Annotated in this window: 21 protein-coding genes and 1 tRNA gene; 10 read left to right on the forward strand and 12 right to left on the reverse strand. The window is 72.5% G+C overall.

Going from position 1 to position 24,620, the window contains the following annotated elements:
* Positions 1 to 288: 288 nt before the first annotated feature.
* The 4 genes from DSZ44_RS08110 to DSZ44_RS08125 are packed head-to-tail and all read right to left on the reverse strand — an operon-like array spanning position 289 to position 4,733.
* Positions 289 to 1,590 carry an ABC transporter ATP-binding protein gene (locus DSZ44_RS08110; protein WP_110852103.1) on the reverse strand — a complete coding sequence of 434 codons (1,302 nt, stop codon included), beginning with the start codon at positions 1,588 to 1,590 and terminating at the stop codon, positions 289 to 291.
* A 38-nt stretch (positions 1,591 to 1,628) separates the two neighbouring features.
* The gene (locus DSZ44_RS08115) at positions 1,629 to 2,480 is read right to left on the reverse strand and encodes a carbohydrate ABC transporter permease (protein WP_110852104.1); all 852 of its coding nucleotides are present in this window, start codon (positions 2,478 to 2,480) and stop codon (positions 1,629 to 1,631) included.
* A 1-nt stretch (position 2,481) separates the two neighbouring features.
* Positions 2,482 to 3,465: a carbohydrate ABC transporter permease gene (locus tag DSZ44_RS08120; RefSeq protein WP_258369323.1), complete on the reverse strand. Its 984-nt coding sequence runs from the start codon at positions 3,463 to 3,465 to the stop codon at positions 2,482 to 2,484.
* On the reverse strand, positions 3,462 to 4,733 hold the full coding sequence (locus DSZ44_RS08125; protein WP_110852105.1) for an extracellular solute-binding protein: 1,272 nt from the start codon (positions 4,731 to 4,733) through the stop codon (positions 3,462 to 3,464). The genes DSZ44_RS08120 and DSZ44_RS08125 overlap by 4 nt, the downstream gene beginning before the upstream one ends.
* A 124-nt stretch (positions 4,734 to 4,857) precedes the next feature.
* On the opposite strand from DSZ44_RS08125, the gene DSZ44_RS08130 reads away from it, so the two are divergent.
* On the forward strand, positions 4,858 to 7,272 hold the full coding sequence (locus DSZ44_RS08130; RefSeq protein ID WP_110852199.1) for a glycoside hydrolase family 31 protein: 2,415 nt from the start codon (positions 4,858 to 4,860) through the stop codon (positions 7,270 to 7,272).
* 32 nt (positions 7,273 to 7,304) lie between these two features.
* On the opposite strand, the gene DSZ44_RS08135 is transcribed toward DSZ44_RS08130, so the two are convergent.
* Both DSZ44_RS08135 and DSZ44_RS08140 read right to left on the reverse strand, forming a co-directional pair.
* Positions 7,305 to 8,165 carry a phosphatase PAP2 family protein gene (locus DSZ44_RS08135; protein WP_110852106.1) on the reverse strand — a complete coding sequence of 287 codons (861 nt, stop codon included), beginning with the start codon at positions 8,163 to 8,165 and terminating at the stop codon, positions 7,305 to 7,307.
* The gene (locus DSZ44_RS08140) at positions 8,162 to 9,304 is read right to left on the reverse strand and encodes a phosphotransferase (protein ID WP_110852107.1); all 1,143 of its coding nucleotides are present in this window, start codon (positions 9,302 to 9,304) and stop codon (positions 8,162 to 8,164) included. The genes DSZ44_RS08135 and DSZ44_RS08140 overlap by 4 nt, the downstream gene beginning before the upstream one ends.
* A gap of 84 nt (positions 9,305 to 9,388) precedes the next feature.
* Here DSZ44_RS08140 and nudC point away from each other — a divergent pair, with 84 nt between their 5' ends.
* Positions 9,389 to 10,351, forward strand: a complete 963-nt coding sequence (nudC, locus tag DSZ44_RS08145; protein ID WP_110852108.1) for an NAD(+) diphosphatase — start codon at positions 9,389 to 9,391, stop codon at positions 10,349 to 10,351.
* A 69-nt stretch (positions 10,352 to 10,420) separates the two neighbouring features.
* Here the strand turns inward: nudC and DSZ44_RS08150 are convergent, their stop codons facing one another.
* Entirely contained in the window at positions 10,421 to 10,678 is a 258-nt protein-coding gene (locus tag DSZ44_RS08150; protein ID WP_110852109.1) for a mycoredoxin, read from the reverse strand.
* A gap of 114 nt (positions 10,679 to 10,792) precedes the next feature.
* Here DSZ44_RS08150 and DSZ44_RS08155 point away from each other — a divergent pair, with 114 nt between their 5' ends.
* The gene (locus tag DSZ44_RS08155; protein WP_110852110.1) at positions 10,793 to 12,838 is read left to right on the forward strand and encodes an ATP-dependent helicase; all 2,046 of its coding nucleotides are present in this window, start codon (positions 10,793 to 10,795) and stop codon (positions 12,836 to 12,838) included.
* A gap of 436 nt (positions 12,839 to 13,274) precedes the next feature.
* On the forward strand, positions 13,275 to 13,613 hold the full coding sequence (locus DSZ44_RS08160) for a WhiB family transcriptional regulator (protein WP_110852111.1): 339 nt from the start codon (positions 13,275 to 13,277) through the stop codon (positions 13,611 to 13,613).
* 2 nt (positions 13,614 to 13,615) lie between these two features.
* Here the strand turns inward: DSZ44_RS08160 and DSZ44_RS08165 are convergent, their stop codons facing one another.
* The gene (locus tag DSZ44_RS08165; protein ID WP_146237503.1) at positions 13,616 to 14,647 is read right to left on the reverse strand and encodes a thiamine biosynthesis protein ThiF; all 1,032 of its coding nucleotides are present in this window, start codon (positions 14,645 to 14,647) and stop codon (positions 13,616 to 13,618) included.
* A gap of 137 nt (positions 14,648 to 14,784) precedes the next feature.
* Between DSZ44_RS08165 and DSZ44_RS08170 the strand changes: the two genes are divergently transcribed.
* On the forward strand, positions 14,785 to 15,318 hold the full coding sequence (locus DSZ44_RS08170) for a M48 metallopeptidase family protein (RefSeq protein WP_110852113.1): 534 nt from the start codon (positions 14,785 to 14,787) through the stop codon (positions 15,316 to 15,318).
* Here DSZ44_RS08170 and DSZ44_RS08175 read toward each other — a convergent pair.
* Positions 15,315 to 16,763 carry a zinc-dependent metalloprotease gene (locus DSZ44_RS08175; protein WP_110852114.1) on the reverse strand — a complete coding sequence of 483 codons (1,449 nt, stop codon included), beginning with the start codon at positions 16,761 to 16,763 and terminating at the stop codon, positions 15,315 to 15,317. The genes DSZ44_RS08170 and DSZ44_RS08175 overlap by 4 nt on opposite strands.
* A 139-nt stretch (positions 16,764 to 16,902) precedes the next feature.
* Between DSZ44_RS08175 and DSZ44_RS08180 the strand changes: the two genes are divergently transcribed.
* Positions 16,903 to 18,018: a YlbL family protein gene (locus DSZ44_RS08180; protein WP_181424573.1), complete on the forward strand. Its 1,116-nt coding sequence runs from the start codon at positions 16,903 to 16,905 to the stop codon at positions 18,016 to 18,018.
* Between the two features lie 13 nt (positions 18,019 to 18,031).
* Here DSZ44_RS08180 and DSZ44_RS08185 read toward each other — a convergent pair whose 3' ends face one another.
* Positions 18,032 to 18,589, reverse strand: a complete 558-nt coding sequence (locus tag DSZ44_RS08185; protein WP_110852116.1) for a PPA1309 family protein — start codon at positions 18,587 to 18,589, stop codon at positions 18,032 to 18,034.
* Between the two features lie 135 nt (positions 18,590 to 18,724).
* On the opposite strand from DSZ44_RS08185, the gene DSZ44_RS08190 reads away from it, so the two are divergent.
* The 4 genes from DSZ44_RS08190 (at position 18,725) to DSZ44_RS08205 (ending at position 23,587) form a co-directional block, all read left to right on the forward strand.
* Positions 18,725 to 21,799 carry a UPF0182 family membrane protein gene (locus DSZ44_RS08190; protein ID WP_110852117.1) on the forward strand — a complete coding sequence of 1,025 codons (3,075 nt, stop codon included), beginning with the start codon at positions 18,725 to 18,727 and terminating at the stop codon, positions 21,797 to 21,799.
* Positions 21,800 to 21,891: 92 nt separating this feature from the next.
* Positions 21,892 to 21,968, forward strand: a tRNA-Met gene (locus tag DSZ44_RS08195).
* A gap of 179 nt (positions 21,969 to 22,147) precedes the next feature.
* Positions 22,148 to 22,381 (forward strand): helix-turn-helix transcriptional regulator, encoded by a 234-nt coding sequence (locus DSZ44_RS08200; protein WP_110852118.1) that lies wholly within the window; start codon positions 22,148 to 22,150, stop codon positions 22,379 to 22,381.
* Between the two features lie 6 nt (positions 22,382 to 22,387).
* Positions 22,388 to 23,587, forward strand: coding sequence for a tyrosine-type recombinase/integrase (locus tag DSZ44_RS08205; RefSeq protein WP_110852119.1), 1,200 nt, complete (start codon positions 22,388 to 22,390; stop codon positions 23,585 to 23,587).
* 334 nt (positions 23,588 to 23,921) lie between these two features.
* On the opposite strand, the gene DSZ44_RS08210 is transcribed toward DSZ44_RS08205, so the two are convergent.
* Together DSZ44_RS08210 and DSZ44_RS08215 are read right to left on the reverse strand one after the other, a co-directional pair.
* A complete protein-coding gene (locus DSZ44_RS08210; RefSeq protein ID WP_110852120.1) occupies positions 23,922 to 24,233 on the reverse strand; it encodes a type II toxin-antitoxin system RelE/ParE family toxin in 312 nt (103 codons plus the stop codon).
* Entirely contained in the window at positions 24,230 to 24,481 is a 252-nt protein-coding gene (locus tag DSZ44_RS08215; RefSeq protein WP_110852121.1) for an addiction module protein, read from the reverse strand. Before DSZ44_RS08215 ends, DSZ44_RS08210 begins: the two co-directional genes overlap by 4 nt.
* Positions 24,482 to 24,620 lie beyond the last annotated feature (139 nt).

Here is a 24,620-nt window from a genome sequence, read left to right on the forward strand (position 1 = left end):
TGGCCACCGCCTGTGTCGGCGGCGGCGGAGGGGACACGGGGTACTGCTGGTGTGGCAGGGGGCATACGGGCGTCTACGTTAACGAGGTCGCGCGCGGTGCGACAGCCCTCGGGTGCCGCACCCGGCGGACTCGGGCCGTTCCGCGCGCGCCGACGGACCGGCGGTATCGCGTGGCACTGTGCGGGAAGGTCGCCCTCGGCCCGCGGTGCTGTCGGGCAGGGAAAATTGCGTCCACATGGTGAGATATTGCCGCGGCTGTGACCTGGGACATGCCCGACGTGTGGACGGTCAGTGGCGGGGCCGAGCCTTCTCCGCGGGGCGCTCACCGTCCCGCTGGCTCTCCTTCTCCGCCCGGCGCCGGGCGCGCTCGAGGGCTCGCTCACGCATCGCCCGGGCCTCGTCCTCGAGCTCCGCGGCCCGCTCCTCGCTGCGCGTGAGGTTGTCACCGGACTCGGGGTCGAAGAGGTGGAGGGAGGTCGGGTCGAACCACAGCTCGGCCGGGTCGCCGGCTCGGACCCGGCTGGCGGCGTTGAGCGAGATGATGAGCTGGGTGCGCATGCCCTCGCCGTCGAGGTCCCGGTCGAGCTCCTCGAGCTGCGCCTGGACGGCCTCGTGGGTCTCGAAGGGGATGTAGGCGTAGAGGACCTCACCGAGCCACTCGGTGACGTCGACGTCCACCTCGAACGTCACCCCGCTGTCGGTGCGGTCCTGCTCCATGGTGTCGACGTCCTCGAAGGCGTCCGGACGGATGCCGACGATGACGACCTCGCGGTCCCCGACGGCGGCGCGCATCCGCTCGTCCATGGGGACGTCGACGATCGGCAGCCGCAGGACGTCACCCTCGACGATCCCGGGCAGGAAGTTCATCGGCGGCGAGCCGATGAAGCCGGCGACGAAGAGGTTGACGGGCTGGTCGTACAGGCCGCGCGGGCTGGCGACCTGCTGCAGCTCGCCACGGCGCAGGACGGCGACCCGGTCCCCGAGGGTCATCGCCTCGGTCTGGTCGTGGGTGACGTAGACGGTGGTCGTGGCGAGGTTGCGCTGCAGGCGCGCGATCTCGGTGCGCATCTGACCGCGCAGCTTGGCGTCGAGGTTGGACAGCGGCTCGTCGAAGAGGAAGGCCTGGGCACGCCTGACGATGGCGCGGCCCATGGCCACGCGCTGGCGCTGGCCGCCGGAGAGGTTGGCGGGCTTGCGCTCGAGGTGCTCGTCGAGCTCGAGCAGCCGGGACGCCTCCCGGACGCGCTCGTCGATCTGCTCGTCGGTGTACTCGCCCTTGGCCAGGCGCAGCGGGAAGGCGATGTTCTCGTAGACGGTCAGGTGCGGGTACAGGGCGTAGTTCTGGAAGACCATGGCGAGGTTGCGGTCCCGCGGCGCCCTGTCGTTGACGACCTCGTCGCCGATGCGTAGCTCCCCGTCGCTGATGTCCTCCAGGCCGACGATCATCCGCAGCAGGGTGGACTTCCCGCAGCCGGAGGGGCCCACGAGGATGACGAACTCGCCGTCGGCGATGTCGAGGTCGATCCCCTTCACGGCGGTGAACCCGTCGGGGTAGGTCTTGACCAGGTTGTTCAGGACGATGGACGCCATCTGGGACTCCTTCGGATCGGGACGGGCTCGTGCGGGACTCAGCCCTTGACGGCACCCTGGGTCAGGCCGGAGACGATGCGTCGCTGGAAGAGCACGACGACGATGATCACCGGGATCGTCACGACGATCGCCGCGGCGGAGATCGACCCGGTGGGCTCCTCGAACTGGGACGCTCCGGTGAAGAAGGCCAGCGCCGCCGGCACCGGGCGGGCGGCCTCGGTGGACGTGAGCGAGATGCCGTAGACGAAGTCGTTCCACGCGATGAAGAACGCGATGATGCCGGTGGTGAACACCCCGGGGGCGGCAAGCGGCACGACCGCTTTGCGGAAGGCCTGGAACGGCGTCGCGCCGTCCACCTGGGCCGCCTGCTCCAGCTCCCAGGGGATCTGCTGGAAGAACGCCGAGAGGGTCCAGATCGAGATGGGCAGCGTGAGCGACAGGTACGGGATGATGAGGCCCGGCCACGTGTCGTACAGCCCGATGGACCGCCAGAGGTTGAACAGCGGGGTGACGATGGAGATCACCGGGAAGATCGACACCGCGAGCGACGTGATGAGGATGAGCCGGCGTCCGGGGAAGTCGAGGCGGGCGATGGCGTAGGCGGCGAGGGTGGCCAGGACGACGGCGATGAACGTGGCGATCAGCGAGATGCCCACGGAGTTGCGCAGCGCGCTGAGGAAGAGATCCTGGGCCGCGCCGCTCGGCAGCAGGATCGTCCCGTAGTTCTCCAGCGTCCACTCCGGGGGCAGGAACGTCCCGGAGTCGACGTCGGCGGGGGTCTTCAGCGACGTCATGAGGATCGACAGCACGGGGAACAGCGCCCACACGAGGACGACGATCGTGATGAGTGCCCAGGCCAGGCGCTGCTTGCCGCTCAGTGCACGGCCCATGTCACTGCCCTCCCGTCCGGGTCAGGTCGACCTTGAACCCCTTGACGGTGCCGATGGCGATGCCGATGACGCACAGGAAGAGGAGGACCGAGATCGCCGAGCCCATGCCGATCTCCAGTCTGCCGATCGAGGTGTTGTAGGCCAGGAGCGACAGTGCGCGGGTGTTGTTGGCACCGCCGGTCATGATGAAGATGTTGTCGAAGATCCGGAAGGCGTCCAGCGCGCGGAACAGGACGGCGACCATGATCGCGGCCTTCATGTTCGGCAGGATGACCCTGCGGAGGACCTGCCACGGCTTGGCGCCGTCGACCTTGGCGGCCTCCTCGTAGTCCCCGGAGACCTGTGCCAGGCCCGCGAGGAGGAGGAGGGAGATGAACGGCGTCGTCTTCCACACCTCGGAGGCGATGATGACGAAGAGTGAGGTCCCGGTCCCCGCGAACCAGTTGAGGTTCTCGTTGAAGCCGGGGATCCACGACAGCCAGTTGTTGACGTAGCCGGAGTTGATGTCGAAGGCGTAGAACCACGCGAAGGCCGAGACCACGGTGATGATCCCGTAGGGGATGAGGATCGCGGTGCGCAGGGCGCCGCGCAGCTGCCGGATGGCGCGGTGCATCACCATGGCGAGCGCAAAGCCGAGGATGAGCTCGAGCAGCACCGTGACGACCGTGATGAACACCGTGACGAGCATGGAGATCCAGAACTGGACGTCGCTGAGGACGACGCCGTAGTTCCCGAGCCCGACGAACTCGCGCGCGTCCGGATCGGTCAGGCGGTAGCTGAACAGCGAGTCGAAGAAGGCCTGGACGATCGGGTAGACGGTGACCGCGAGCATGATGACGAACGCGGGGCCGGCGAGCATCCAGCCCAGGCGCGCCTCCGCCTTGGCGCGGCCGGTCCGGCGCCGCCGCCGCCCGGGGTGGTTCGGGGGAGTGTCCTCCCGGGCGGCGTCGGCGACGACCTGCCCGTCCGGAGCTGTCGAGCTCACAGCAGCCGCTCCCCTCGAAGGACGCCGGTGATGAGGTCGGTGGCGACCTCGGGACTGCGATCGGGGTCGATGTCGGACATGGGGTACCACGTCTCCTGCAGGCCGATGGAGACCTCGTTGTAGTAGGGCGTCTGCGGCCGGGGGACCGCCTCCTCGAGGGACTCCCGGAGGAGGTCCGCCATCGGGTAGGCCTCCTGGATCTCGGGGCGGTCGTACACCTCGGCGTTGACCGGCACGTTCCCGCTGCGCTCGACGAACAGCGCCTGGTGGTCCGGGTTGCGCAGGCACTCGACGGCGTCCCACGCGAGGTCCGGGTGCTCGGTGAACGCCCCGACGGCCATGTTCAGCCCGCCGACCGGTGGTGTGCTGGGGGTGTCGGGGTCCACCCGCGGGTACCGTGCCCAGCCGATGTCCTCGACGACGTCGGGGGCGGTGTCGTTGGCGGCGGGCCAGGCGAAGGGCCAGTTGACCATGAAGGAGCCGTTGTCCCCGAGGAACTCACCGACCGAGGCGTCCTCGTTCTCCGTGGGCATGCCGGGCCCGCCGAGGCCCTCCCCGGCGATGGTCGACATGATCTCCGCGGCCCGCCGTCCGGCGTCGCTGTCGAGGTTGACCTCCAGCTCGTCGGCCGGGACCTCGGGATTGGGCAGGATCTCCTCGCCCTGGGAGGCGACGAGCGCGTTGACCCACACGGTCAGCGACTCCGCCTTGGTGCCTTGGACGCCGAGGTAGGTGCCGGTGTCCCGGGCGACCTCGATGATCTGGTCCCAGGTGACCGGCTGGCTCATGTCGAGCCCGGCCTCCTCCACCACCGACTTGCGGTACCACAGGAGCATCGTGTTGCTGAGGTACGGGGCCGCCACGACCTCGCCGTCCCAGGTCGCGGAGTCGACCGCTCCCTGGACGACGTCGCCGGTGAAGGTCTCCACGAGATCCTCGGGCACCGGGGCGAGGAACCCGGGCTCGGACAGCTCGGGGATGAAGGGTGGGTCGACGCTCATGATGTCGATCGACGCGTCCTCCGCAGCCAGGCGGCGGGCCAGCTGCTCGCGCTGGCTGGCGGCGTCGTTGGGCAGCAGGGAGATCTCCACCCGGTAGGCACCGTCGGAGGCCTCCGTGCAGTTGCGGGCCATCTCCACCTGGGTGCCGCCGCCGTCGGGGATCGTGTACCAGGTGAGCGTCGGCGGGCCGGACTCCGCTGAGCAGGCGACGAGCCCGGTGCTCAGCGCGAGCGCCAGTCCGACTGTCGGTGTCGAGCGTCGTCGCACGAGGTCCTCCCCGGTTGAGGTTGGCCCCTATGGAACACCGGGGGTGTGATGCGCGCCACTCCAGAGGGTGCCGGGTGCCGACGACGTCGTGCGGTGACGACCCCCGCCGCCCACAATGGGCGCCATGGCTACCAGCAGCGTCGACCGGTCCGATGCGCTGCGCCCGGCGGCCGCGCACCCCGCTGCCGTCGTCCAGGGCGAGACGTACCGGTTCACGGTGCTCACCACCCGCCTCCTGAGGATGGAGTACTCGGCCGACGGCGTCTTCGAGGACGCCGCGACCCAGCTCGTCGTCAACCGCAGCTTCCCGGTGCCCGAGTTCACCGTCGAGGAGACCGACGAGGCCCTGGACATCCGCACCGAGCACCTGCACCTGAGCTACACCAAGGGGCCGTTCAGCGCCTCACGCCTGTCGGTGACGATGCGCGGGAAGGTGCAGGACTCCCACCGCACCCGGTGGCACCACGGGGACCCGCAGCCCGAGCCGGGGTGGCGGCTGAACAACCTCGGCGGCACGGCACGCACCCTGGACGACGTCGACGGCCCGATCGAGCTCGAGCCGGGCATCCTCTCCTACAACGGGTACGCCACCGTCGACGACTCCGCCTCCCTGCTCCTCACACAGGACGGCTGGGTACGGCCCCGTCGCGCCACGGGCGAGGACCTGTACTTCTTCGGCCATGGCCGCGACTACGCGGCGGCGCTGCGTGACTTCTTCACGCTGACCGGCCCCAGCCCGCTGCTGCCCCGCTGGACCCTGGGCAACTGGTGGAGCCGGTACTACGCCTACTCCGACACCGAGTACCTCGAGCTCATGGACCGCTTCACCGAGGCAGGCATCCCCTTCTCGGTGGCCGTCCTCGACATGGACTGGCACCTCGTGGACATCGACCCGAGCCTCGGCTCGGGCTGGACCGGGTACACCTGGAACACGGACCTGTTCCCCGATCCGGCCGCGTTCCTCGAGCGGCTCCACGACCGCAACCTGCGGGTGACCCTCAACGTCCACCCGGGTGACGGCGTGCGGTCCCACGAGGCCGCCTACGCCGACGTCGCCCAGGACCTGGGCCTGGACCCCTCGACCGGCCACGAGATCGTCTTCGACATCTCCTCGCGAGCCTTCGTCGAGTCCTACCTGCGGCGGCTGCACCACCCCCACGAGGCCATCGGTGTGGACTTCTGGTGGCTGGACTGGCAGTCCGGCACCGCCTCCCGCATCCCCGGCCTCGACCCGCTGTGGCTGCTCAACCACGTCCACTACCGCGACTCCGGGCGGGACGGTCGGCGGCCGCTGACCTTCTCGCGCTACGCGGGGCTGGGGAGCCACCGGTACCCGGTGGGCTTCTCCGGTGACACCGTGGTCAGCTGGGAGTCCCTGCGGTTCCAGCCCTACTTCACCGCGACTGCCGCCAACGTCGGCTACTTCTGGTGGAGCCACGACATCGGCGGCCACCTCGGTGGCGCCAAGGACGACGAGCTCGCGACGCGGTGGTACCAGCTCGGTGCCTTCTCACCGATCAACCGCCTCCACAGCACGCGCCACGCCTTCAACTCCAAGGAGCCGTGGCGGTTCGGGCAGCGCGCGGAGCAGGTGATGACGCGCTACCTGCGCCTGCGCCACCAGCTGGTGCCCTACCTGTACTCGGCGATGTGGGAGGCGCACACCGACGGGACGCCTCCGATCCGGCCGATGTACCACGACCACCCGCAGCGGCACGAGGCCTACGAGGTGCCCAACCAGTTCGCCTTCGGGCCCGACCTGCTCGTCGCGCCGGTCACCGAGGCCACCGAGCCGGCGACCCACCTGGCCCGGGTGGACGCCTGGCTTCCCGAGGGCCGGTGGTACGACGTCCTGACCGGCCGTCGCTACTCCGGCGGCGGGAAGCGCGCGCTGTACCGGCCGCTCGACGACATCCCGGTGCTCGCCCAGGCGGGGACGGTGCTCCCGCTCGCCTCCGACGTCATGGCCGACCCGGGCCACAACCCGACGGCGCTCGACCTCATGGTCTTCCCCGGGGCCGACGGCGTGTGCACGGTCATCGAGGACGACGGCGAGGCCGAGCCGGCCGACCGGCACGAGACCCGTGTGGAGCTGAGCTGGGGCGGGACGGGGACGTCGGGCCTGGATGCCACGCTCACCGTTCGCCCGCCCACCGGGACAGGTGCGCTGCGACGTCGGGAGCTGACCGTCCGTCTCGTCGGCGTCGAGTCCGTCCGGGCGGCACGCCTGGACCCGGGGCAGCGACCGCTCGACCTGCATCGGGACGAGCGTGGGCTGCTCGTGGTGCCGCTCGGACCGACCGACCTCAGCGAGGGCATCGTCCTCCACCTCGAGGGCGTGGGGCTGACGACGCCGGACCTCGCCCGGGAGACCTTCACCCTGCTCGACCAGGCCGAGATCGCGTACGACGCCAAGTCGGCCGTCCAGGAGCTGGTCGAGCGGCTCGAGGGCAGCGCGCTGCTCGCGGCCCTGCACTCGCTGGACCTGCCGGGGCACCTGTACGGCGCCCTGGTCGAGCTCGTCTCAGCGGCGGACTGACGGCAGCGGGCCGCCTGCCGCCGGGTGCGACGTCAGGAGGCGGGTCGTGCTGTGTGCAGGTGCAGCAGGAGGCCGGCGGTCAGGCACGTGACGGCGGCGACCCCGAGGACGGCGCCGCCGTAGGCGACGAGGAGCTCGCCCCGGTTCGCGCCCGGCCCGATGGTCGCCGCGGTGAGGACGAGGGAGAGGGCGGCGAGCAGCCCGGCGAACCCCGCGGCGAGGAGCAGGAGCCGGCGCGTCACCGTGGTCGGGCCGTGCGCCGGGCCGGGCAGGTGCGGCTGGGCGACGAGGACCGCGAGGGCGCCCCACAGCAGGACGACGAGCATCGCCGCGGCGACGTCGGAGGCGCGGTGCCAACCGTTGACCATCGTCGCGAGCCCCGTCCCGCCCGCGTAGGCCCAGCCGGCGAGGGTGGCGGCCCACCGCCAGCGCGGCGGCGCGACGAGGACGGCGACGGCGGCCACCGTGCCCGCCACCGTGGTGTGCCCGCTCGGCAGGGAGTTGGCGACGGCCTCGGAGACGCCGAGGTCCGGGCGGGTGAGCACCCCGTACTTGAGGACCTGTGTCGTGACGTTGGCGCCGCCGACGAGGAGCGGCACCGCGAGGGCCGCGCGCCACTGCCGCTGCGCCAGGGCAAGGGCGACCCCAGCGGCGATGACGACGACGAGGAAGAGCACCGAGACGACGTCGAGCACCGTCTGGCTGCCCTCGGCCAGCCGCCCCCGCCCGATCCGCGAGCCCTCGAGCGCGGTGCTCTCCACCCGCTGGCCGAGGGAGGTGACGACGAAGACCCACCACACGGCGAGCACTCCCACGGCCGCGAGCACGGCAGTGAGGGCAGCGTCCCGGCGCAGGGTGCCGGCGGGGCGGGCGGCGGGCGGGCCTGCGCTCACGCGCGGGACGGCTCCCCGCCGTCGGGCCCAGTCTCCTGGGACTCGGCCGGCGCGTCCTGCTCCTGCTGGTCGGTGCGCAGGGAGGGCAGCTCGGCGGTCGCGTTCGGGTCGAGGTCCTCACCGTCGCTCGCGGGGTCCTCCTCGGGGACGTCGTCGCCGTCCTCGGCCCAGTCCTCGGGCCGGCCGGGGACGACGACGGGCTCGCGGTGGCCGATCGGCTCCGCGTCCCGGACCTGCTCGGCGAGGTCCTCGAGCATGTGGACGGCGTCCGCGACGATCTGCTCGTTGGACGTGTTGACACCGTGCATGAGCCAGCGCGCCAGGGCGAGCTCCCCGACGAGCTGGGCACGGTCGAGCAGGTACGTGTCGGCGTTCTCGGGCCGTGCGAGGGCGTAGGCCTCCTCGATCGCGTCGAGGCACTCCTCGGGGGCGGTCGCGAGCAGCCAGGCGAGGTCGACGGCGGGGTCACCGACGTGCGCCTCGGAGAAGCTGATGACGGCGCTCACCTCCCCGTCCTGGACGAGGACGTGCTCCTCGGCGAGGTCGCCGTGGACGGGGGTGGTGCGGAAGCGCCACAGCGCGACATCCTCCAGCGCCCGCTCCCAGCGGGCCAGGACGGCGGTCGGGACGTGTCCGGTGCGGGCGGCGGCGTCGACCTCGGCGAGGCAGCGCTTGCGGTACTCGTCGGCGTCGTAGACCGGCAGCCCGGCGTCCTCGACGACGCGCGCGGGCAGCTCGTGGAGGGCGGCGAGGCAGCGACCGAGGTCGGCCGCGAGGCCGGGCCCGGGGCCGAGGCGCTCGAGGTCGAGCGGGCGGCCCCGCAGCTGGCGGTAGACCATCGCGCGCCCGCCCTCGGGCAGCGCGGCGAAGCCGGCGGGCTCGGGCACGGCGAAGGGCAGCGCGCCCTCGCGGACGTGCACCGCGAGGGCGGCCAGCAGCGCGACCTCCGCCTCGAGCGACGCACCGGCCGAGGCGTGCAGCGGGCAGCGGACCACCCAGTGACGGCCGCCGGAGTCGAGGACCCCGGTGACCTGGAAGTCGGCGGTGGTGCTCTGCGGGGAGCGGGTCGCGACGACGTCGAGGCCCGGCACCGCCGCAGTGGCGAGCGCCGCCAGGGCGAGGGGCGTTCTACGTGTCACGCCCCAACCGTAGGGCGCGCGCGCCCTCCTCACGCGCGGCGCCCGCGGCGCGCCCCCAGATCGGGGGGCGGATACGGTGCCCGGGTGGCCCTCACCCAGCTCCCCCTCGCCCGGACGACCATCGACGCCGACGGCGCCTCCCGCGCCCGTCCCGGCCTGCTCGGCGAGCTGCGGCACGACCCCGCCACGCGCGTCGTCCTGGTCCACCGGGGCCTGGTCGGGGCGGAGGAGGACGGTCTCGTCCTGCTTCCCGCCGCCGACGTGCCGGCAGCCGCGTGGACGGCCGAGCAGGTCCACTACCTCGGCCGCGAGGGGGATGCGCGCTTCGTCGCGCTCGTCCTGCCCGGCCACCTCGGCTCCGAGCGGGACCTCGACGGCGCACCGGTCGACACCGACGCCCCTCTCGTGGGCCTCCTGGGCGGCGTGGAGATGCGGCACCTGCGGGAGGTCGGGGACCGGCTGAGCGACCGGGACACCGGCCTGGGCACGACGGCGGTGGCGCTCGCCGCGTGGCACGAGCGCAACCCGCGCTGCCCGCGCTGCGGGGAGGCCACCGAGGTGCTCGAGGCCGGGTGGGTCCGCCGCTGCGTCGTCGACCACTCGCTGCACTACCCGCGCACCGACGCCGCGGTCATCATGGCGGTCGTCGACGCTGAGGACCGTCTGCTCCTCGGGCACGCCGCCCACTGGCCTGAGCACCGCTTCTCCACCCTGGCCGGATACGTGGAGCCGGGGGAGTCGCTCGAGGCGGCGGTGCGGCGCGAGGTGGCCGAGGAGACCGGCGTCGTCGTCGGTGAGGTGCGGTACGAGGGCAGCCAGCCGTGGCCCTTCCCGTGCTCGCTGATGACCGCCTTCCGGGCGGACGTCGCCGCGGGCGCGGGCACGGAGATCGCCGTCGACGGCGTGGAGCTCACCGACGCGCGCTTCTTCACCCGCGCCGAGCTGGCCGACGCCGTCACCGAGGGCACGGTGCTCCTGCCGTCGCTCTCCTCGATCGCGCGCTCGCTCATCGAGGACTGGTACGGCGGCCCGCTGGTGGCCCCCTGACGACCGTGTGGGGTCCGGGTCCCCACAGGACCCGAACCCCACACGATGACCGCGGCACCTCAGCCGACCTCAGCCCAGGCGGGTCCTCACCTCGTTGAGGGAGGGGTTGGTCGCGGCGGAGCCGTCGGGGAACAGGACGGTCGGGACGGTCTGGTTGCCGCCGTTGACCTCCTCGACGAAGCTCGCGGCCTGCGGGTCCTCCTCGATGTTCACCTCGAGGTAGCCGATGCCCTCGCCGTCGAGCTGCTTCTTCAGCCGGCGGCAGTACCCGCACCACGTCGTCGTGTACATCGTGATCGTGCCGGGCTCGGGCGTCGTCGTGCTCATCGAGGTCTCCTCGGGTCGGGTTCGCTGACCATAACGCGACCCCGCGACGCCGTATTTCCCGGTCGCTGGGGACGGGCGGGCCGCGTGTCGGCGCGGGCTGAGACACTGACCGCGATGACGAGCTCGACCACCCCCAGCAGCGAGGAGCTCCTCGCCGCTCTCGACGACGACCAGCGCGCCGTGGCCCAGACCCTCACCGGACCCCTGTGCGTCCTCGCCGGCGCGGGCACCGGCAAGACCCGCGCCATCACCTACCGCATCGCCCACGGCGTGCACGCCGGCGTCTACAGCCCGACGACGGTCCTCGCGGTCACCTTCACCGCCCGCGCCGCGGGTGAGATGCGCTCGCGGCTGCGTGACCTCGGGGTGGGTGGCGTCCAGGCACGCACCTTCCACGCGGCGGCGCTGCGCCAGCTGTCCTACTTCTGGCCCGCCGCCATCGGGGGCGGGCTGCCGAGGATCCAGGAGCACAAGGCTCCGCTCGTCGCCGAGGCGTCCTCCCGGCTCGGCCTGGGCGTGGACCGCGTGAGCATCCGCGACCTCGCCGCCGAGATCGAGTGGGCCAAGGTCAGCCTCGTCACCGCCGAGGACTACGTGGCCCGCGCCGTCGCCGCCGGCCGCGAGGAGGCGGCGGGGCAGGACCGCGCCACCGTGTCCCGCCTCCTCGAGATCTACGAGGACGTCAAGACCGAGCGCGGCGTCATCGACTTCGAGGACGTCCTCCTCCTCATGGTCGGCATCCTCGAGGAACGGGAGGACGTCGCCGCGGAGGTCCGCCGCCAGTACCGCCACTTCGTCGTCGACGAGTACCAGGACGTCTCCCCGCTCCAGCAGCGTCTGCTCGACCTGTGGCTCGGGGGCCGCAAGGAGCTGTGCGTGGTCGGGGACGTCTCCCAGACCATCTACTCCTTCACCGGCGCCACGCCGCACTTCCTCACCGACTTCCCGCGCCGCTTCCCCGGCGCGGAGGTGGTCCGCCTCGTGCGGGACTACCGCTCCACGCCGCAGGTGGTGTCCCTGGCCAACAGCGTCCTCGAGCGGGCCGGGCGCCATCGCTCCAGCGCCGCCGTCCGGCTCGTGGCCCAGCGTCCCTCGGGGCCCGCCGTGCGCTTCGAGGCCTTCGACGACGACGTCGCCGAGGCCGCCGGGGTGGCCGCGCGCATCGCGGCGCTGGAGAAGTCCGGGGTGCCCCGCAACGAGATCGCCGTCCTGTACCGCACCAACGGGCAGGCCGAGGCGATCGAGCAGGCGCTCGCCCAGGCGGACATCGGCTACCTCGTCCGCGGCGGGGAGCGCTTCTTCTCCCGCCGCGAGGTGCGCGAGGCGGTCGTCCTGCTGCGCGGTGCCGCCCGCACCATGGCCGACCACCCCATGCCCGACGCCGTCCGCGACGTCCTCGCCGGCATGGGGTGGGCACCCGAGCCCCCCGCGGCCCGCGGCGCCGTCCGCGAGCGGTGGGAGTCGCTCCAGGCGCTCGTCGCGCTCGCGGACGAGATCGCGGCCGCCCGCGGCGCTGACCTCGCCGGCCTCGTCGCCGAGCTCGAGGAGCGGGCCGGCGCCCAGCACGCCCCCACCGTCTCCGGCGTCACCCTCGCCTCCCTCCACGCGGCCAAGGGCCTGGAGTGGGACGCCGTCTTCCTCGTCGGGGTGAGCGAGGGCCTGCTGCCCATCTCCCTGGCCGAGGGGGAGGACGCCGTCGCCGAGGAGCGCCGCCTGCTCTACGTGGGCGTCACCCGCGCCCGCGAGCACCTCATGCTCTCCTACGCCCGCGCCCGCACCGTCGGCGGGCGCGCGAGCCGCAAGCCCTCCCGGTTCCTCGACGGCCTGTGGCCCGAGGAGGGAGCCGCGCGCCGCCGCCCTGCCGCCCGGGCGCCCCGGCGCGACCGCCTCGCCGAGCTCACCGAGACCGACCCCGAGGGCGCTGCCCTCGTCGAGCGGCTACGCGCCTGGCGCGGGCAGGTCGCCACCGCGATCGGCAAGCCCCCCTACACGGTCCTGCACGACACGACCCTCGCCGCCATCGCCGAGGCCAAGCCCAAGGACCTGCGCCAGCTCGGGATCCTGCGCGGCGTCGGCGCCGCCAAGCTCGAGGCCTACGGGCCGGCCGTCCTCGCCGTGGTGCGCGGCGAGGACGTCGTCGTCGAGCCGCCCGGCGCCTGAGCCGTCCGGCTCGCCGAGCCCGCGGGATCGCAAGGATTCCCGCCCGTCGCGACGATCGGGAAAGTCTGCCCGATAAATCCCTTGCCCACCGTCACGGCGCAGGCGTAATGTCCCTCTCGTCCGTGACCGAGTAGGGGCCCGTGCCTAGCCAGCACACGAGGGCTCCCTGTGTGCGAAGGGGAGGTGAACCGCAGTGATGACCATCGTTCAGATGGATGCCGCCAGCCGTGGGCTGGGTCGAGCCATGCCCGGGTTCACCGGGGACTGTGCCCGCCTTCGCCCCGCGCCCGTCGGCTTCGCCGAGGGCCACGCGCTCCGGACGCCGTAGAACCGCACACGTTCTCCGCCGGACCGCGCAGCTCCCGACCGCGGTCCGCCCCTCCCGGGGACTGCCGCAGGTCCGTCCAGACCCGGCTTCGCACTCACGGAGACACTCGTGCAACTCACCACCCTTCTCGACCGCCTCAACGAGGGGTCCTCGCAGTCGTGGCCCCTGGCCGAGGAGACGGACGTGCTCGCGCTGGTCGAGCCCGCCGTGCTCGCCCCGTGCCAGGACACGGAGGACCCCGACCTCTGGTTCGCCGAGCGCCAGGCGGACGTCGAGTTCGCCAAGACGCTGTGCCGCACCTGCCCCGTACGCGAGGCCTGCCTCGCCGGCGCCCTCGAGCGCGCCGAGCCATGGGGTGTGTGGGGCGGAGAGGTGTTCGTCGGCGGAGAGGTCGTCGCGACCAAGCGCGGACGCGGCAGGCCCCGTAAGCACCACCCCGCGGCCTGAGGTCAGGCCCGAGCGGCGGGGACCACCCCCGTCCGCGCCGGCAGGCCGGTGCACCCGCAGTCCGGGTGCACCGGCCACTGCTGCGTCCGGGGCACCGGGCGCCGCGCGTCGACGACGAGGCTCGTCCCCGCCGTCGCCACCTGCCGGCCGTCGAGGTGCGCCACCAGCTGCCCGACGGTGACGGCGGCCGCGAGCAGGCAGGTGCCGGCCTCCACACCGCGGGTCGGCGTCCCGAGCAGCTGCGTGGCCACCGCCGGCCACCGCTCGTCCGCCGCCGTGCGGTGCAGCTCGACGCAGCGCCCGCAGGGCCCCGCCCCGGGCGTGACGAGCGGGCCGACGACGACGTCCACCTCCCGCGTGACGACGAGCAGGTGGACGATGTCCTCGCGCACGAGCGGCCGCAGCCGCACCGGGTCGCTCACGTCCTGCTCGACGAGGACGACGACGTCGGGCCGGGTCCGGGCCGGCGCCGAGGTGCGCAGGTGCGGGTACGCCAGGCGCAGGACCGCCCGGCCCCGCTCCCCGCGCTCCTTGCCGACGTCGTGCAGCACGTAGCCGCCCAGGCCGACGTCGTCGCGCCGCACCCGTGCCCGGTCCTCCACGAGGAGCGTCCCCACGCCCGCCGCCGCCAGCCCCGAGGCGACGAGCAGCCCCAGCCGCCCGAGCCCGAGGACGGCGACCACGGCACCGCCGCGGCGGGCGACGACGGCGCTCGCGTCCCGCTGCGCCACCCGTGACCAGTGGTCGATCTCCGCGCCCAGCCCCTGGTGGTCCAGGGACGGGTCGCGGGCCCGCTCCAGGGCGCCGCACTCCTCGAGCCGGGCCAGCAGCTCGCGCGCCCTGCCGGCGCGCACGCCGAGCTCGCGCCCCCGGGCGAGGAACGCGTGCTCGCTCGTCTCCCGCTCGAGGCCGTCGAGCAACCGCTGCTCCTCGCCCGTGAGGTCGTCGAGGACGACCGCGAGGTCCGGGTCCGCGTGCACCTGGCTGCTGCCCTCGTGGCGCCACAGCACCTGGGTGCCTGGTCGTAGTCGCATCTGCCCTCCCTCCGTCGAGGATGGCAGCGGGAGGCCCGGCGCCGCGCGGGTGCACCGGCGTCCTGTGGACAGCCGTGGCTGTGGACGGCCGTGACCCGCGCGGCGGAGCTGTCGGTGGCCGGCCGTAGATTGGTGGCATGTCGCAGATCGAGGTCAGGCGCAGCCGTCGGCGCACGCGGACGGTCCAGGCCTTCCGCGAGAACGGGCGCACCGTCGTCGCCATCCCGGACCGCTTCACCGCGGCGGAGGAGGCGGAGTGGGTGGCGCGGATGGTCGAGCGGCTCGAGCGCACCGGGCGCCGGCGCCGGCCGTCGGACGCCCAGCTCGCCACCCGCGCCGAGCAGCTGTCCACCCGCTACCTCGAGGGCCGCGCCCGCCCGCAGTCGGTCGCGTGGGTGGGCAACCAGACCACCCGGTGGGGCTCGTGCACCCCGGGCACCGGCACGATCCGCATCTCCGACCAGGTCAAGGGGATGCCCACGTGGGTGCTGGACTACGTGCTCGTCCACGAGCTCGCCCACCTGCTCGTCGGTGGCCACGGCCCCGACTTCTGGGCCTGGGTCGAGCGCTACCCCCAGACCGAGCGGGCACGCGGCTTCCTCGACGGCGTCTCGTTCGCCCGCCGGCTCGAGGGCCAGGAGGCGCCCGAGCCGGACGGGACGGAGGACTAGCGGAGGTCGCCTTCGTCGTCGTCGCCGTCGGGACGACTCTCGCCGGGGTCGTCGTCGGCGGCGTCCGTGGGCTCGGACTGCTCGGCCTCGGCGAAGATGCTGGCGAGGGCGGCGTCGACGTCCTCGTCCGCGCTCGCGGCGGCGTCCCGGGCGGTGACGAAGCCCAGCGGGTCGTCGAGCTCCTCGGCGGTCGGCATGAGGTCGGGGTGCGACCACAGCGCGTCGCGCGCCTCGGTGCCGCGCTGGCCGGCGAGGTGGGTCCACAGCGCCGCGGCCTCGCGCAGCCGCCGCGGCCGCAGCTCGAGGCCGACGAGAGAGGCGAAGGTCTGCTCGGCGGGACCGCCCGCGGCGCGGCGCCGGCGGATCATCTCGCGCAGCGGCACGGCGTGCGGCAGGTGCGGGGCGACGGCCTGGCCGGCGACGACCTCCACCCAGCCCTCGACGAGCGCCAGGGCCGTCTCGAGGCGGACGAGCGCCGCGCGCTGCGCGTCACTCTGCTCGAGGGCGAAGACCCCGCCGGAGAAGGCCTCGCGCAGCGACTCCGGGTCGCTCGGGTCGAGGCCCCGGACGGCCTCCTCGATGGCGCCGGTGTCGATGGAGATCTCCCGGGCGTAGGCCTCGACGGTGCCGAGGAGGTGGGCGCGCAGCCACGGCACGTTCGCGAAGAGCCGCGCGTGGGCGACCTCCCGCACCGCGAGGAAGAGGCGCACCTCCTCCGCCGGGGCGTCCAGGCCCTCGGCGAAGGCGTTGACGTTGGCGGGGACGAGGGCGGCGTCGGGCCCCTCGACGAGCGGCAGACCGGTGTCGGAGGCGCCGAAGGCCTCCGCGGCGAGCGTCCCCACGGCCTGCCCCACCTGCATGCCGAAGACCGCGCCGCCGAGCTGGCGGATCATGCCGCCGCCCGCACCGGCGCCCAGGCCGGCCGCGAGCGGGTGGTCGCCGAGCTCCCGGGTCTGCTCCTCCAGGACGCGCTCGAGCGCGCGGGCCACGGAGGTGGCGATGGGCTCGGCAAGCGTCTTCCACGTCGGCAGCGTCTCGCGGGCCCACTCGGAGCGGGACCACGCCCGAGTGGCGCCACCGCTCGGGCCGAGCTCGGTGACGGCGTCCAGCCACAGGTCGGCAACGCGCAGCGCCTCGGCGGCGTCGGCAGCCTGGGCCGCTGTGACGGTGACGTCACCGGCCTGGCGGACCACCTGGGTGGCGACGTCACCGGCGAGCGCCCAGTTGACGGGGTCGCTGCCTCCGGCAGCGAGGATGTGCTGCATCTGGCCGAGCATCATCGCGAGCTGGTTGCGGTCCTGGGGGAGGCCGGCGGCGTTCGCCATCGCCTCGGGGTCGAGGCCGGCGGCGCGCATCGCGGCCATGGCCTCGTCGGCGGCCTGCGGCCCGAGCATGGAGCGCAGCAGCGCCTCCCAGCTCTCCTCACCGGCGGGGTCCTGGCTCATTCGACAGCTCCGATCCTTCGGGGGGCACCACGGTAACCCCGGGGCCGGACGCGTCCGAGCACGGCCGGAGCGGTTTCGCCCAGGGCGTGACGGCGCCCGACGGTTCGGCCTGCCGCCCGCACGGGGTGATGATGTGGCCGTGCCTCTGCGACCCGACCAGCCTCCGACGACCGACGACGACCGGCCGCTGCTCACGCCTCGGACGGTGACGGCGGCAGTGGCCGGTGCGGTGACCTTCGTCCTCGCCCTGGCGATGCTGTTCATCACCCCGCCCTACGCGGTCCAGAGCCCCGGCCCCACGCTCGACACGCTCGGGGACGTCCCGGACGGCTCCCCGCTCATCACGGTCGAGGGCACCGAGACCTACCCGACCGACGGCGAGCTGCGGCTCACCACCGTCTCCACCCGCGGCGGGCCGGGCTACCCGGCCACCGCCGCCCAGATCATCGGCGGCTGGCTGTCGGGGACGACGACGGTCCTGCCCCGGGAGGCCGCCTTCGACCCCGAGCAGACGCGGGAGGACGTCGAGCAGGAGTCGAGCCTCCAGATGAGCTCCTCGCAGACGAACGCCACCGTCGCGGCGCTCACCGAGCTGGGCTACGACGTGCCCACCGAGCTGCACGTCGCCGGCACCAGCCCCCACGGCGCGACCGCCGGGCTGCTGGAGGAGGGGGACACGCTCGTCACCATCGCCGCCGGTGCCGGCCCCACCGAGCTCAGCTCCTTCGCCGTGCTCAGCGACGTCCTGGCCGACACCCCGCCCGGGTCGACGGTCACCCTCGGCGTCGAGCGCGCGGGGGAGGAGACGCAGGTGGAGGTCGTCACCGACGACGACGGCGACGGCGGCAGCCTCCTCGGCGTCATGATCTCCCCGGAGGTCGACCTGCCCGTGGACGTCGGCTTCGCCATCGAGAACATCGGTGGCCCGAGCGCGGGCCTCATGCTCGCGCTGGGGATCATCGACGTGCTCACCCCCGGCTCGCTCACCGACGGGGCCGTCGTCGCCGGCACCGGAACGGTCGACCTCGCCGGCGACGTCGGTCCGATCGGCGGCATCGCCCAGAAGATGGCCGGTGCGGTGCGCGACGGCGCCGAGTGGTTCCTCGCCCCGGTGGAGAACTGCGGCGACGTCGTCGGTGCGGTGCCGGAGGGGCTGGAGGTCGCAGCCGTCGACACCGTCTCCGACGCCGTGGAGGCGCTCGAGGCGGTGACGGAGGGACGGACCGAGGACCTCGAGCGCTGCCCGGCCCCCTGAGCGAGGAGCCGAGCTAGGAGAAGGTGGCGCGCAGCGCCTCGACGAGCCCGGGCACCGCGTCCGGGGCACCGCCCACGGCGTCCTCGGAGTCGTGCGCGCGCGAACGCAGCGCGCACCAGGACTCCCCGGTGCGCAGGACGCCGGCGACGATCCGCACGTCCTGCCGGTCGGGGTGCGCCTCGAGGTAGGCGACGGCCTCCTCCGGGTCGCGGGGCATGTCGGTCTCCGCCTCCGGGGGGACGACGATGCGCTCGACGACGATCGCGGCGCCGTCGACCTCCTCGGGCCACCCGAGCTGGGCGAGCAGCTCCTCGAGGCTGTCGGCCTGCGGCAGGCCGTCCTGCTCGATCGACAGCAGGTGCTCGGGGTCCAGCCGCGCCGACTCCTGTGCGCCGTCGGGCAGCTCGGAGGCGAGCGCAGGGTTGACCGCCAGTGCCGAGGCGGTGCGCACGAGCGAGAACACGAGCACGGGGGAGTCCCACCCGAGCGAGCCGACGTGGCGCTCGATGTCGCGGACCGCCTCGGTGAGGGCGTGCTGGCGGGGGGTGGGGTCGGTGGGGGAAGCCGTCATGGGCCCATGATCGCGCACCTCCGCACAGGGAGGCGAGCGGCGCGTGTGGGAACCTAGAGGGCGGGTGGCGCGTTGTCCCGGTAGGGGCGACCTCGCGCCGCCTCCCGACAGCTCCACGACCGAAGGTGCTACCACGTGACGACTGCTTCCGTCCCACGCCCACCGCGGCCCGCCGGAGGCCGACGACGCGGCGCACTCGTGCCCACGCTCGTCGTCCTCGCGGTCCTCGCGGCGATCCTCATGATCACCGCCCAGTTCTGGACGGAGGTGCTGTGGTTCTCGCACCTGGACTTCGAGGCCGTCCTGTGGCGGGAGTGGGTCACCCGCGCGGTGCTCTTCGCCGTCGGCTTCCTCGTCATGGGCGTGTCCGTCTGGCTCGGCCTGCGCCTGGCCTACCGCTCGCGTCCCATCTACGCACCCGTCACCCCCGAGCAGCAGAACCTCGACCGCTACCGCGAGAGCGTCGAGCCGCTGCGCCGCCTCGTGATGATCGGCGCACCGGTCGTGCTCGGCATCTTCTCCGGCATCTCGGCGAGCGGGAACTGGCGCTCGGTGCTCATGTGGCTCAACCGTGAGTCCTTCGGCACCACCGACCCGGAGTTCGGTCTGGATGTCGGCTTCTTCGTCTTCACCCTGCCGGTGCTGCGCACGCTCGTCTCCTTCCTCATGACGGTCGTCCTCATCACGCTCGTCGCCTCGCTCGTCACGCACTACCTCTACGGCGGCATCCAGCTCGCCGGTCGTCCCCAGCGGGTCACCCGCGCCGCGCGGGTCCAGCTGTCGATCATGGCCGCCGTCTTCGTCCTCCTCATCGGGGCGAACTACTGGCTGGACCGCTACTCGCTGCTCGTGGAGGAGAACGAGCGGTTCGCCGGGGCGTCGTACGCCGACATCAACGCCAACCTCCCGGCGCGCACGATCCTCGCCATCGTCGCCGTCCTCATCGCGGTGCTGTTCGTCGTCTCGGCCTTCCGCGGCAGCTGGATCCTGCCTGCTGCCGGGGTCGGCGTCATGATCGTCTCCGGCGTCGTCATCGGCGGCATCTACCCGGCTGTCGTCCAGCGCTTCCAGGTGACGCCGAACGCCGTCGAGGCGGAGTCGGAGTTCATCCAGCGCAACATCGACGCCACCCTCACCGCCTACGGTCTGGACGACGTCGACACCCAGACCTACGACGCCGTCACCGAGGCCGAGGCCGGTCAGCTGCGCAACGACACCGAGTCGACCGCGAGCATCCGACTCCTCGACCCGAACATCGTCAGCCCCACCTTCCGCCAGCTCCAGCAGAACCGGCAGTACTACGACTTCAACGAGACGCTGTCCGTGGACCGCTACGAGATCGACGGCGAGAAGCGCGACACCGTCATCGCCATCCGTGAGCTCAACCAGGAGGGCCTGGGCAACGACCAGCGCACCTGGGTCAACGACCACACGGTCTACACCCACGGCTTCGGCGCGGTCGCGGCCTACGGCAACACCGTGTCCGGTGACGGCCAGCCGGCCTTCTTCGAGTACGGCATCCCGAGCGTCGGTGAGCTGGAGGACTACCAGGAGCGGGTCTACTTCGGCCAGAACACGCCGAGCTACTCCATCGTCGGCGCCCCCGAGGGCACCGAGCCGTGGGAGCTGGACTACCCGGACGACGACGCACCGCAGGGTCAGGTCAACACCACGTACCAGGGCGACGGCGGACCGAGCCTGGGCAACTTCTGGAACCAGCTGCTCTTCGCGATCCGCATGGGCTCGGAGCAGATCCTGTTCTCCGACCGCGTCAACGCCGAGTCGCAGATCCTCTACGACCGCGACCCGCACGAGCGCGTGCAGAAGGTGGCGCCCTACCTGACCCTCGACGCCCGCGCCTACCCCGCGATCGTCGACATGGACGACGACGAGTCCACCCCCAAGGAGCTCGTGTGGATCGTCGACGGCTACACGACGACGAACGAGTACCCCTACTCGGCGCGTGAGTCCCTCGAGGACGCGACGACCGACGCGCTGACCGACGAGCTCGGTGGCGTCGTCGTCGGCCCCGCGCCGGAGGAGGTCAACTACATCCGCAACTCCGTCAAGGCGGTCGTCAACGCCTACGACGGCGAGGTCACCCTCTACGAGTGGGACGAGGAGGACCCGATCCTCCAGACCTGGCAGAACGTCTTCCCCGAGCACATCTCGCCGATGGCCGACATCAGCGGCGACCTCATGAGCCACCTGCGCTACCCCGAGGACCTCTTCAAGGTCCAGCGTGAGCTGCTCAGCCGCTACCACGTGACGGACGCGGCCTCCTTCTACTCCGGTGGAAACTTCTGGAACATCCCCAACGACCCCACCGCCGGGGAGGGTGTGCCGCAGCCGCCGTACTACCTCACCCTGCAGATGCCGGAGCAGGAGGACGCGCAGTTCTCCCTCACCTCGAGCTTCATCCCCGGTGGTCAGACCGACCGGAACATCCTCACCGGCTTCCTCGCGGTGGACTCGGAGACCGGCAACACCTCGGGTGAGGTGAGAGAGGGCTTCGGGCAGCTGAGGCTCCTCGAGCTGCCCTCGGACGTCACGGTGCCCGGACCGGGCCAGGTGCAGAACACCTTCAACTCCAACCCGACGATCTCCACCGAGCTCAACCTGCTCCAGCAGGGCGGGTCGCAGGTGCTGCACGGCAACCTCCTCACCGTCCCGGTGGGTGGCGGCCTGCTCTACGTCCAGCCCGTGTACGTCCAGGCCTCGACCGGCACGCAGTACCCGCTGCTGCAGTACGTGCTCGTGGCCTTCGGTGAGGAGATCGGCTTCGCGCCGACGCTGACGGAGGCGCTCGACCAGGTCTTCGGCGGTGACTCGGGCGCCGAGGGCGGTGACGCCGACGTCGTCGGCGAGACACCCGAGGGCGAGGCGCCCGAGGGGGAGACGCCCGAGGGCACCACCGAGGTCGACGCCGGTGCGCAGCAGCGCCTCACCGAGGCGCTGGCGGACGCGAACCAGGCGCTCCAGGACGGCCAGGCGGCCCTCACCGAGGGCGACTGGACGACCTACGGCGAGGCGCAGTCCCGCCTCCAGGCGGCGCTCGCGGAGGCGGCCGAGGCCCAGCAAGAGCTCGACGCCGCCGCGGCGGGCGACGTCCCGCCGCCCGAGGACGGCGCGACGCCGCCGACCGACGGTGAGGGCGAGGCGCCTGCCGACGGCACGCCCCCCGAGGGCGGCGACACCGGCGGAGGCTGAGCCGGCCGCGGCGGTCCGGCGGGTGGTGAGTCACCTCACTGCCCGCCGGATTGCCACCGGGGGTCACCGCCGCGTAGGGTGGTGACTACCGACGCGGGGTGGAGCAGTTCGGTAGCTCGCCGGGCTCATAACCCGGAGGTCGCAGGTTCAAATCCTGCCCCCGCTACCAGATCAGGCCCGGGAATCCACGGATTCCCGGGCCTGAGGCCTATAGAGATTTGATCCACCCTCCACAAACCCTCCACTTTGGCCTCTCCGTCGAGGTCGGGTCGGGTCTGCCGTGCGGTCGTCGCCGGTCGCTGCCGGGGTGTCACGGCTGCCACGGCGCGTCCCGCGCACCTGGCAGGCATGGGAATCTCAGCGACACGGTTGGGCGGGCTGGAACCACTCCTGGACGTTCAGGACCTCGCCGAGTACCTCGGCGTGCCGATCCGGATGATCTACGACTGGCGCCAGACCGGGCACGGTCCGCGCGGCTTCCGGGTGGGCCGGCACCTGAAGTTCGCCGTCTCGGACGTCGCGGCGTGGGTCGAGGCCCGGCGCAATGCCACGGCGGACCGCCGCGATCGCTCGGCGGGGTGATCTGAGGTGGCCCGGCCGCGCACGCCGATCGGCACGTTCGGCGACATCGAGTTCACCGCCCTGGCCAACGGGGTGGTCCGCGCCCGGGTGCGTGTCCGGGACCTCGACGGTCGGCTCCGGCGGGTCGAGGCGCGCGGCACGACGCGCAAGGCGGCGGAGCACCGCCTGAAGGAGAGGCTTTCCCGCCGGGCCGACTACGCCACCGGGACCGGGGAGCTGACCCCCGATGCCTCCTTCGGGCGCCTCGTCGACCTCTGGCTGGAGGATCTCGACCTCGAGGGCAAGCTCGCGCCGAGCACCAGGGCGCTCTACGAACGCAACATGCGGCAGCTGGTGATGCCGGCCTTCGAGCACTACACGCTGCGCGAGATCAGCGTCGCCAAGGTCGACAGGTTCATCAAGGCGCTGGCGACCACCCGGAGCTACAGCATGGCCAAGCAGGCGCGCACCGTCCTCAGCCTCGCCCTCGGCCTGGCGGTCCGCTACGACGCGCTCCGGGAGAACCCGGTGCGGGACACGGCCCGGTTGAGGAAGCCGCCGACTCGGGCGATGGCCCTGACCCTGGACCAGGTCGACGCGATCCGGGCCGCCGTGCGGGGATGGCGCCGAGAGCCCGGGATGCCCGGACCGCCGCCGGACGGCCAGCTCGACCAGATCATCGAGGTCATGCTCGGCACCTCGGCCCGCATCGGCGAGGTGCTGGCGATCCGTAAGTGCGACGTCGACGTCACCGTCTCACCCACCACCGTCCGGCTCAGCGGGACGATCGTCTCGCCCACGGGAAAGCCGACCCACCGGCAGCCGCACCCCAAGACCGCCAAGTCGGCCCGAACCGTCGCGGTGCCGTCATTCACCGCTGAGGTGCTGCGCCAGCGGCTCGCCGCGATCGCCGACGAGGACCCGGAGCACCTGATCTTCTTCAGCCGCAACCACACGCCGCTGACGACCAACAACGTGCGCCGGCGCCTGCGCGCCATCCTGGACGAGGCCGGTATCCCGGGGGTCGCGCCGCACTCGTTCCGTCGCACCGTCGCGACGGTCATCGACCGGGCGGGCGGTGCAGACCTCGCGGCCGAGATGCTCGGCCACACCTCGTCCCAGATCACCAAGGAGCACTACATCGAGCCCGACGAGAAGGTGAACCCGGTGACCGCCGAGATCCTCGAGTCACTCGCTCCTCGTGACAGCAGCACCGACGAGAAGTGACCTCCGGACGCGGTGTGAGGAGCCCTCACCACCGTTCTCTCCCCCGAAGCGCGCTCGCCGAACCCGGGGCGCAGGCCGACTTCGGCCTGCTCATCGTCCACGAGTGCGATCGCTCGATCCATGTGGCCAGTCTCGCGTGGGTGCGTTACCGAGAACGTACGGGGTGCCTGACCCCGTACGCACCCCGTACGCACCCCGTACGCACCCCGTACGCACCCCGTACGCACCCTGACGAGGAGCATCAGCCCAGGCCATGGGGCGTACGGGCAATCGTTGGCCGCGGGTGAGCGACTGGTGTCAGACATCCGGCCCGAGGCCAGCGGCGAACCGTCGATCAGTCGCCCACGCGGTGTTTCCAGTACCCCGGCAGGCGTCTCTCATGGGCGTAGGCGACGATCACGACCTCGCCTTCCGCAACGTAGTAGATCACCCCGTAGGGGAAGCCGGGCACGCCCTTGCGCCGGACGACTGGCTCACGGTCCCAGTCGCGGATCGGTGGCCATGCGTCGGGCATCGCGGCGATGCTCTGCCGTGCCTGGCGCGTGGCATCAAGGAACTCCTGGCCGGTGGCCGAGTCGTCGTACCAAGCGGCTCCGGCACGAAGCTCGGCGCGCGCCTCGGGATGCTCCCGCTGGGCGAGCGTCACCGGCGCTTCGACGCGAGTTCAGCTGATAGGAGCCGGTACGTCTCGTCCGCGTCGACCAGTTCGACATTGCCCGCGAGGATGTCGTTGATCCGAGACCCGACCTCATCGCGCCAGGCGACCTCGACCTCCGCCGGATCAGTGTCGGCGTCCTGATCCACGCTGAGCCGAAGCATGCGAGCAGCTTCCAGGCGCTCATCAGGAGTGAGCGAGTAGCCCGCCTCGATGTACTCCGTCAGCTTCGGGGTCATGCATCGATGGTACGGCGGCGCGCCGACGTCGGCCAGGACTGTGGACGTCGGCAGAAAGCATGCCCGCGCTGCCAGGCAGCCGGATGATTCACAGCACGTGCCTCGGTCCGTCGCGTCGATACTGCGGCCCGCTCGTTCA

Source organism: Georgenia satyanarayanai (genome assembly GCF_900116375.1).
GTDB classification, from domain to species: Bacteria; Actinomycetota; Actinomycetes; order Actinomycetales; family Actinomycetaceae; genus Oceanitalea; species Oceanitalea nanhaiensis.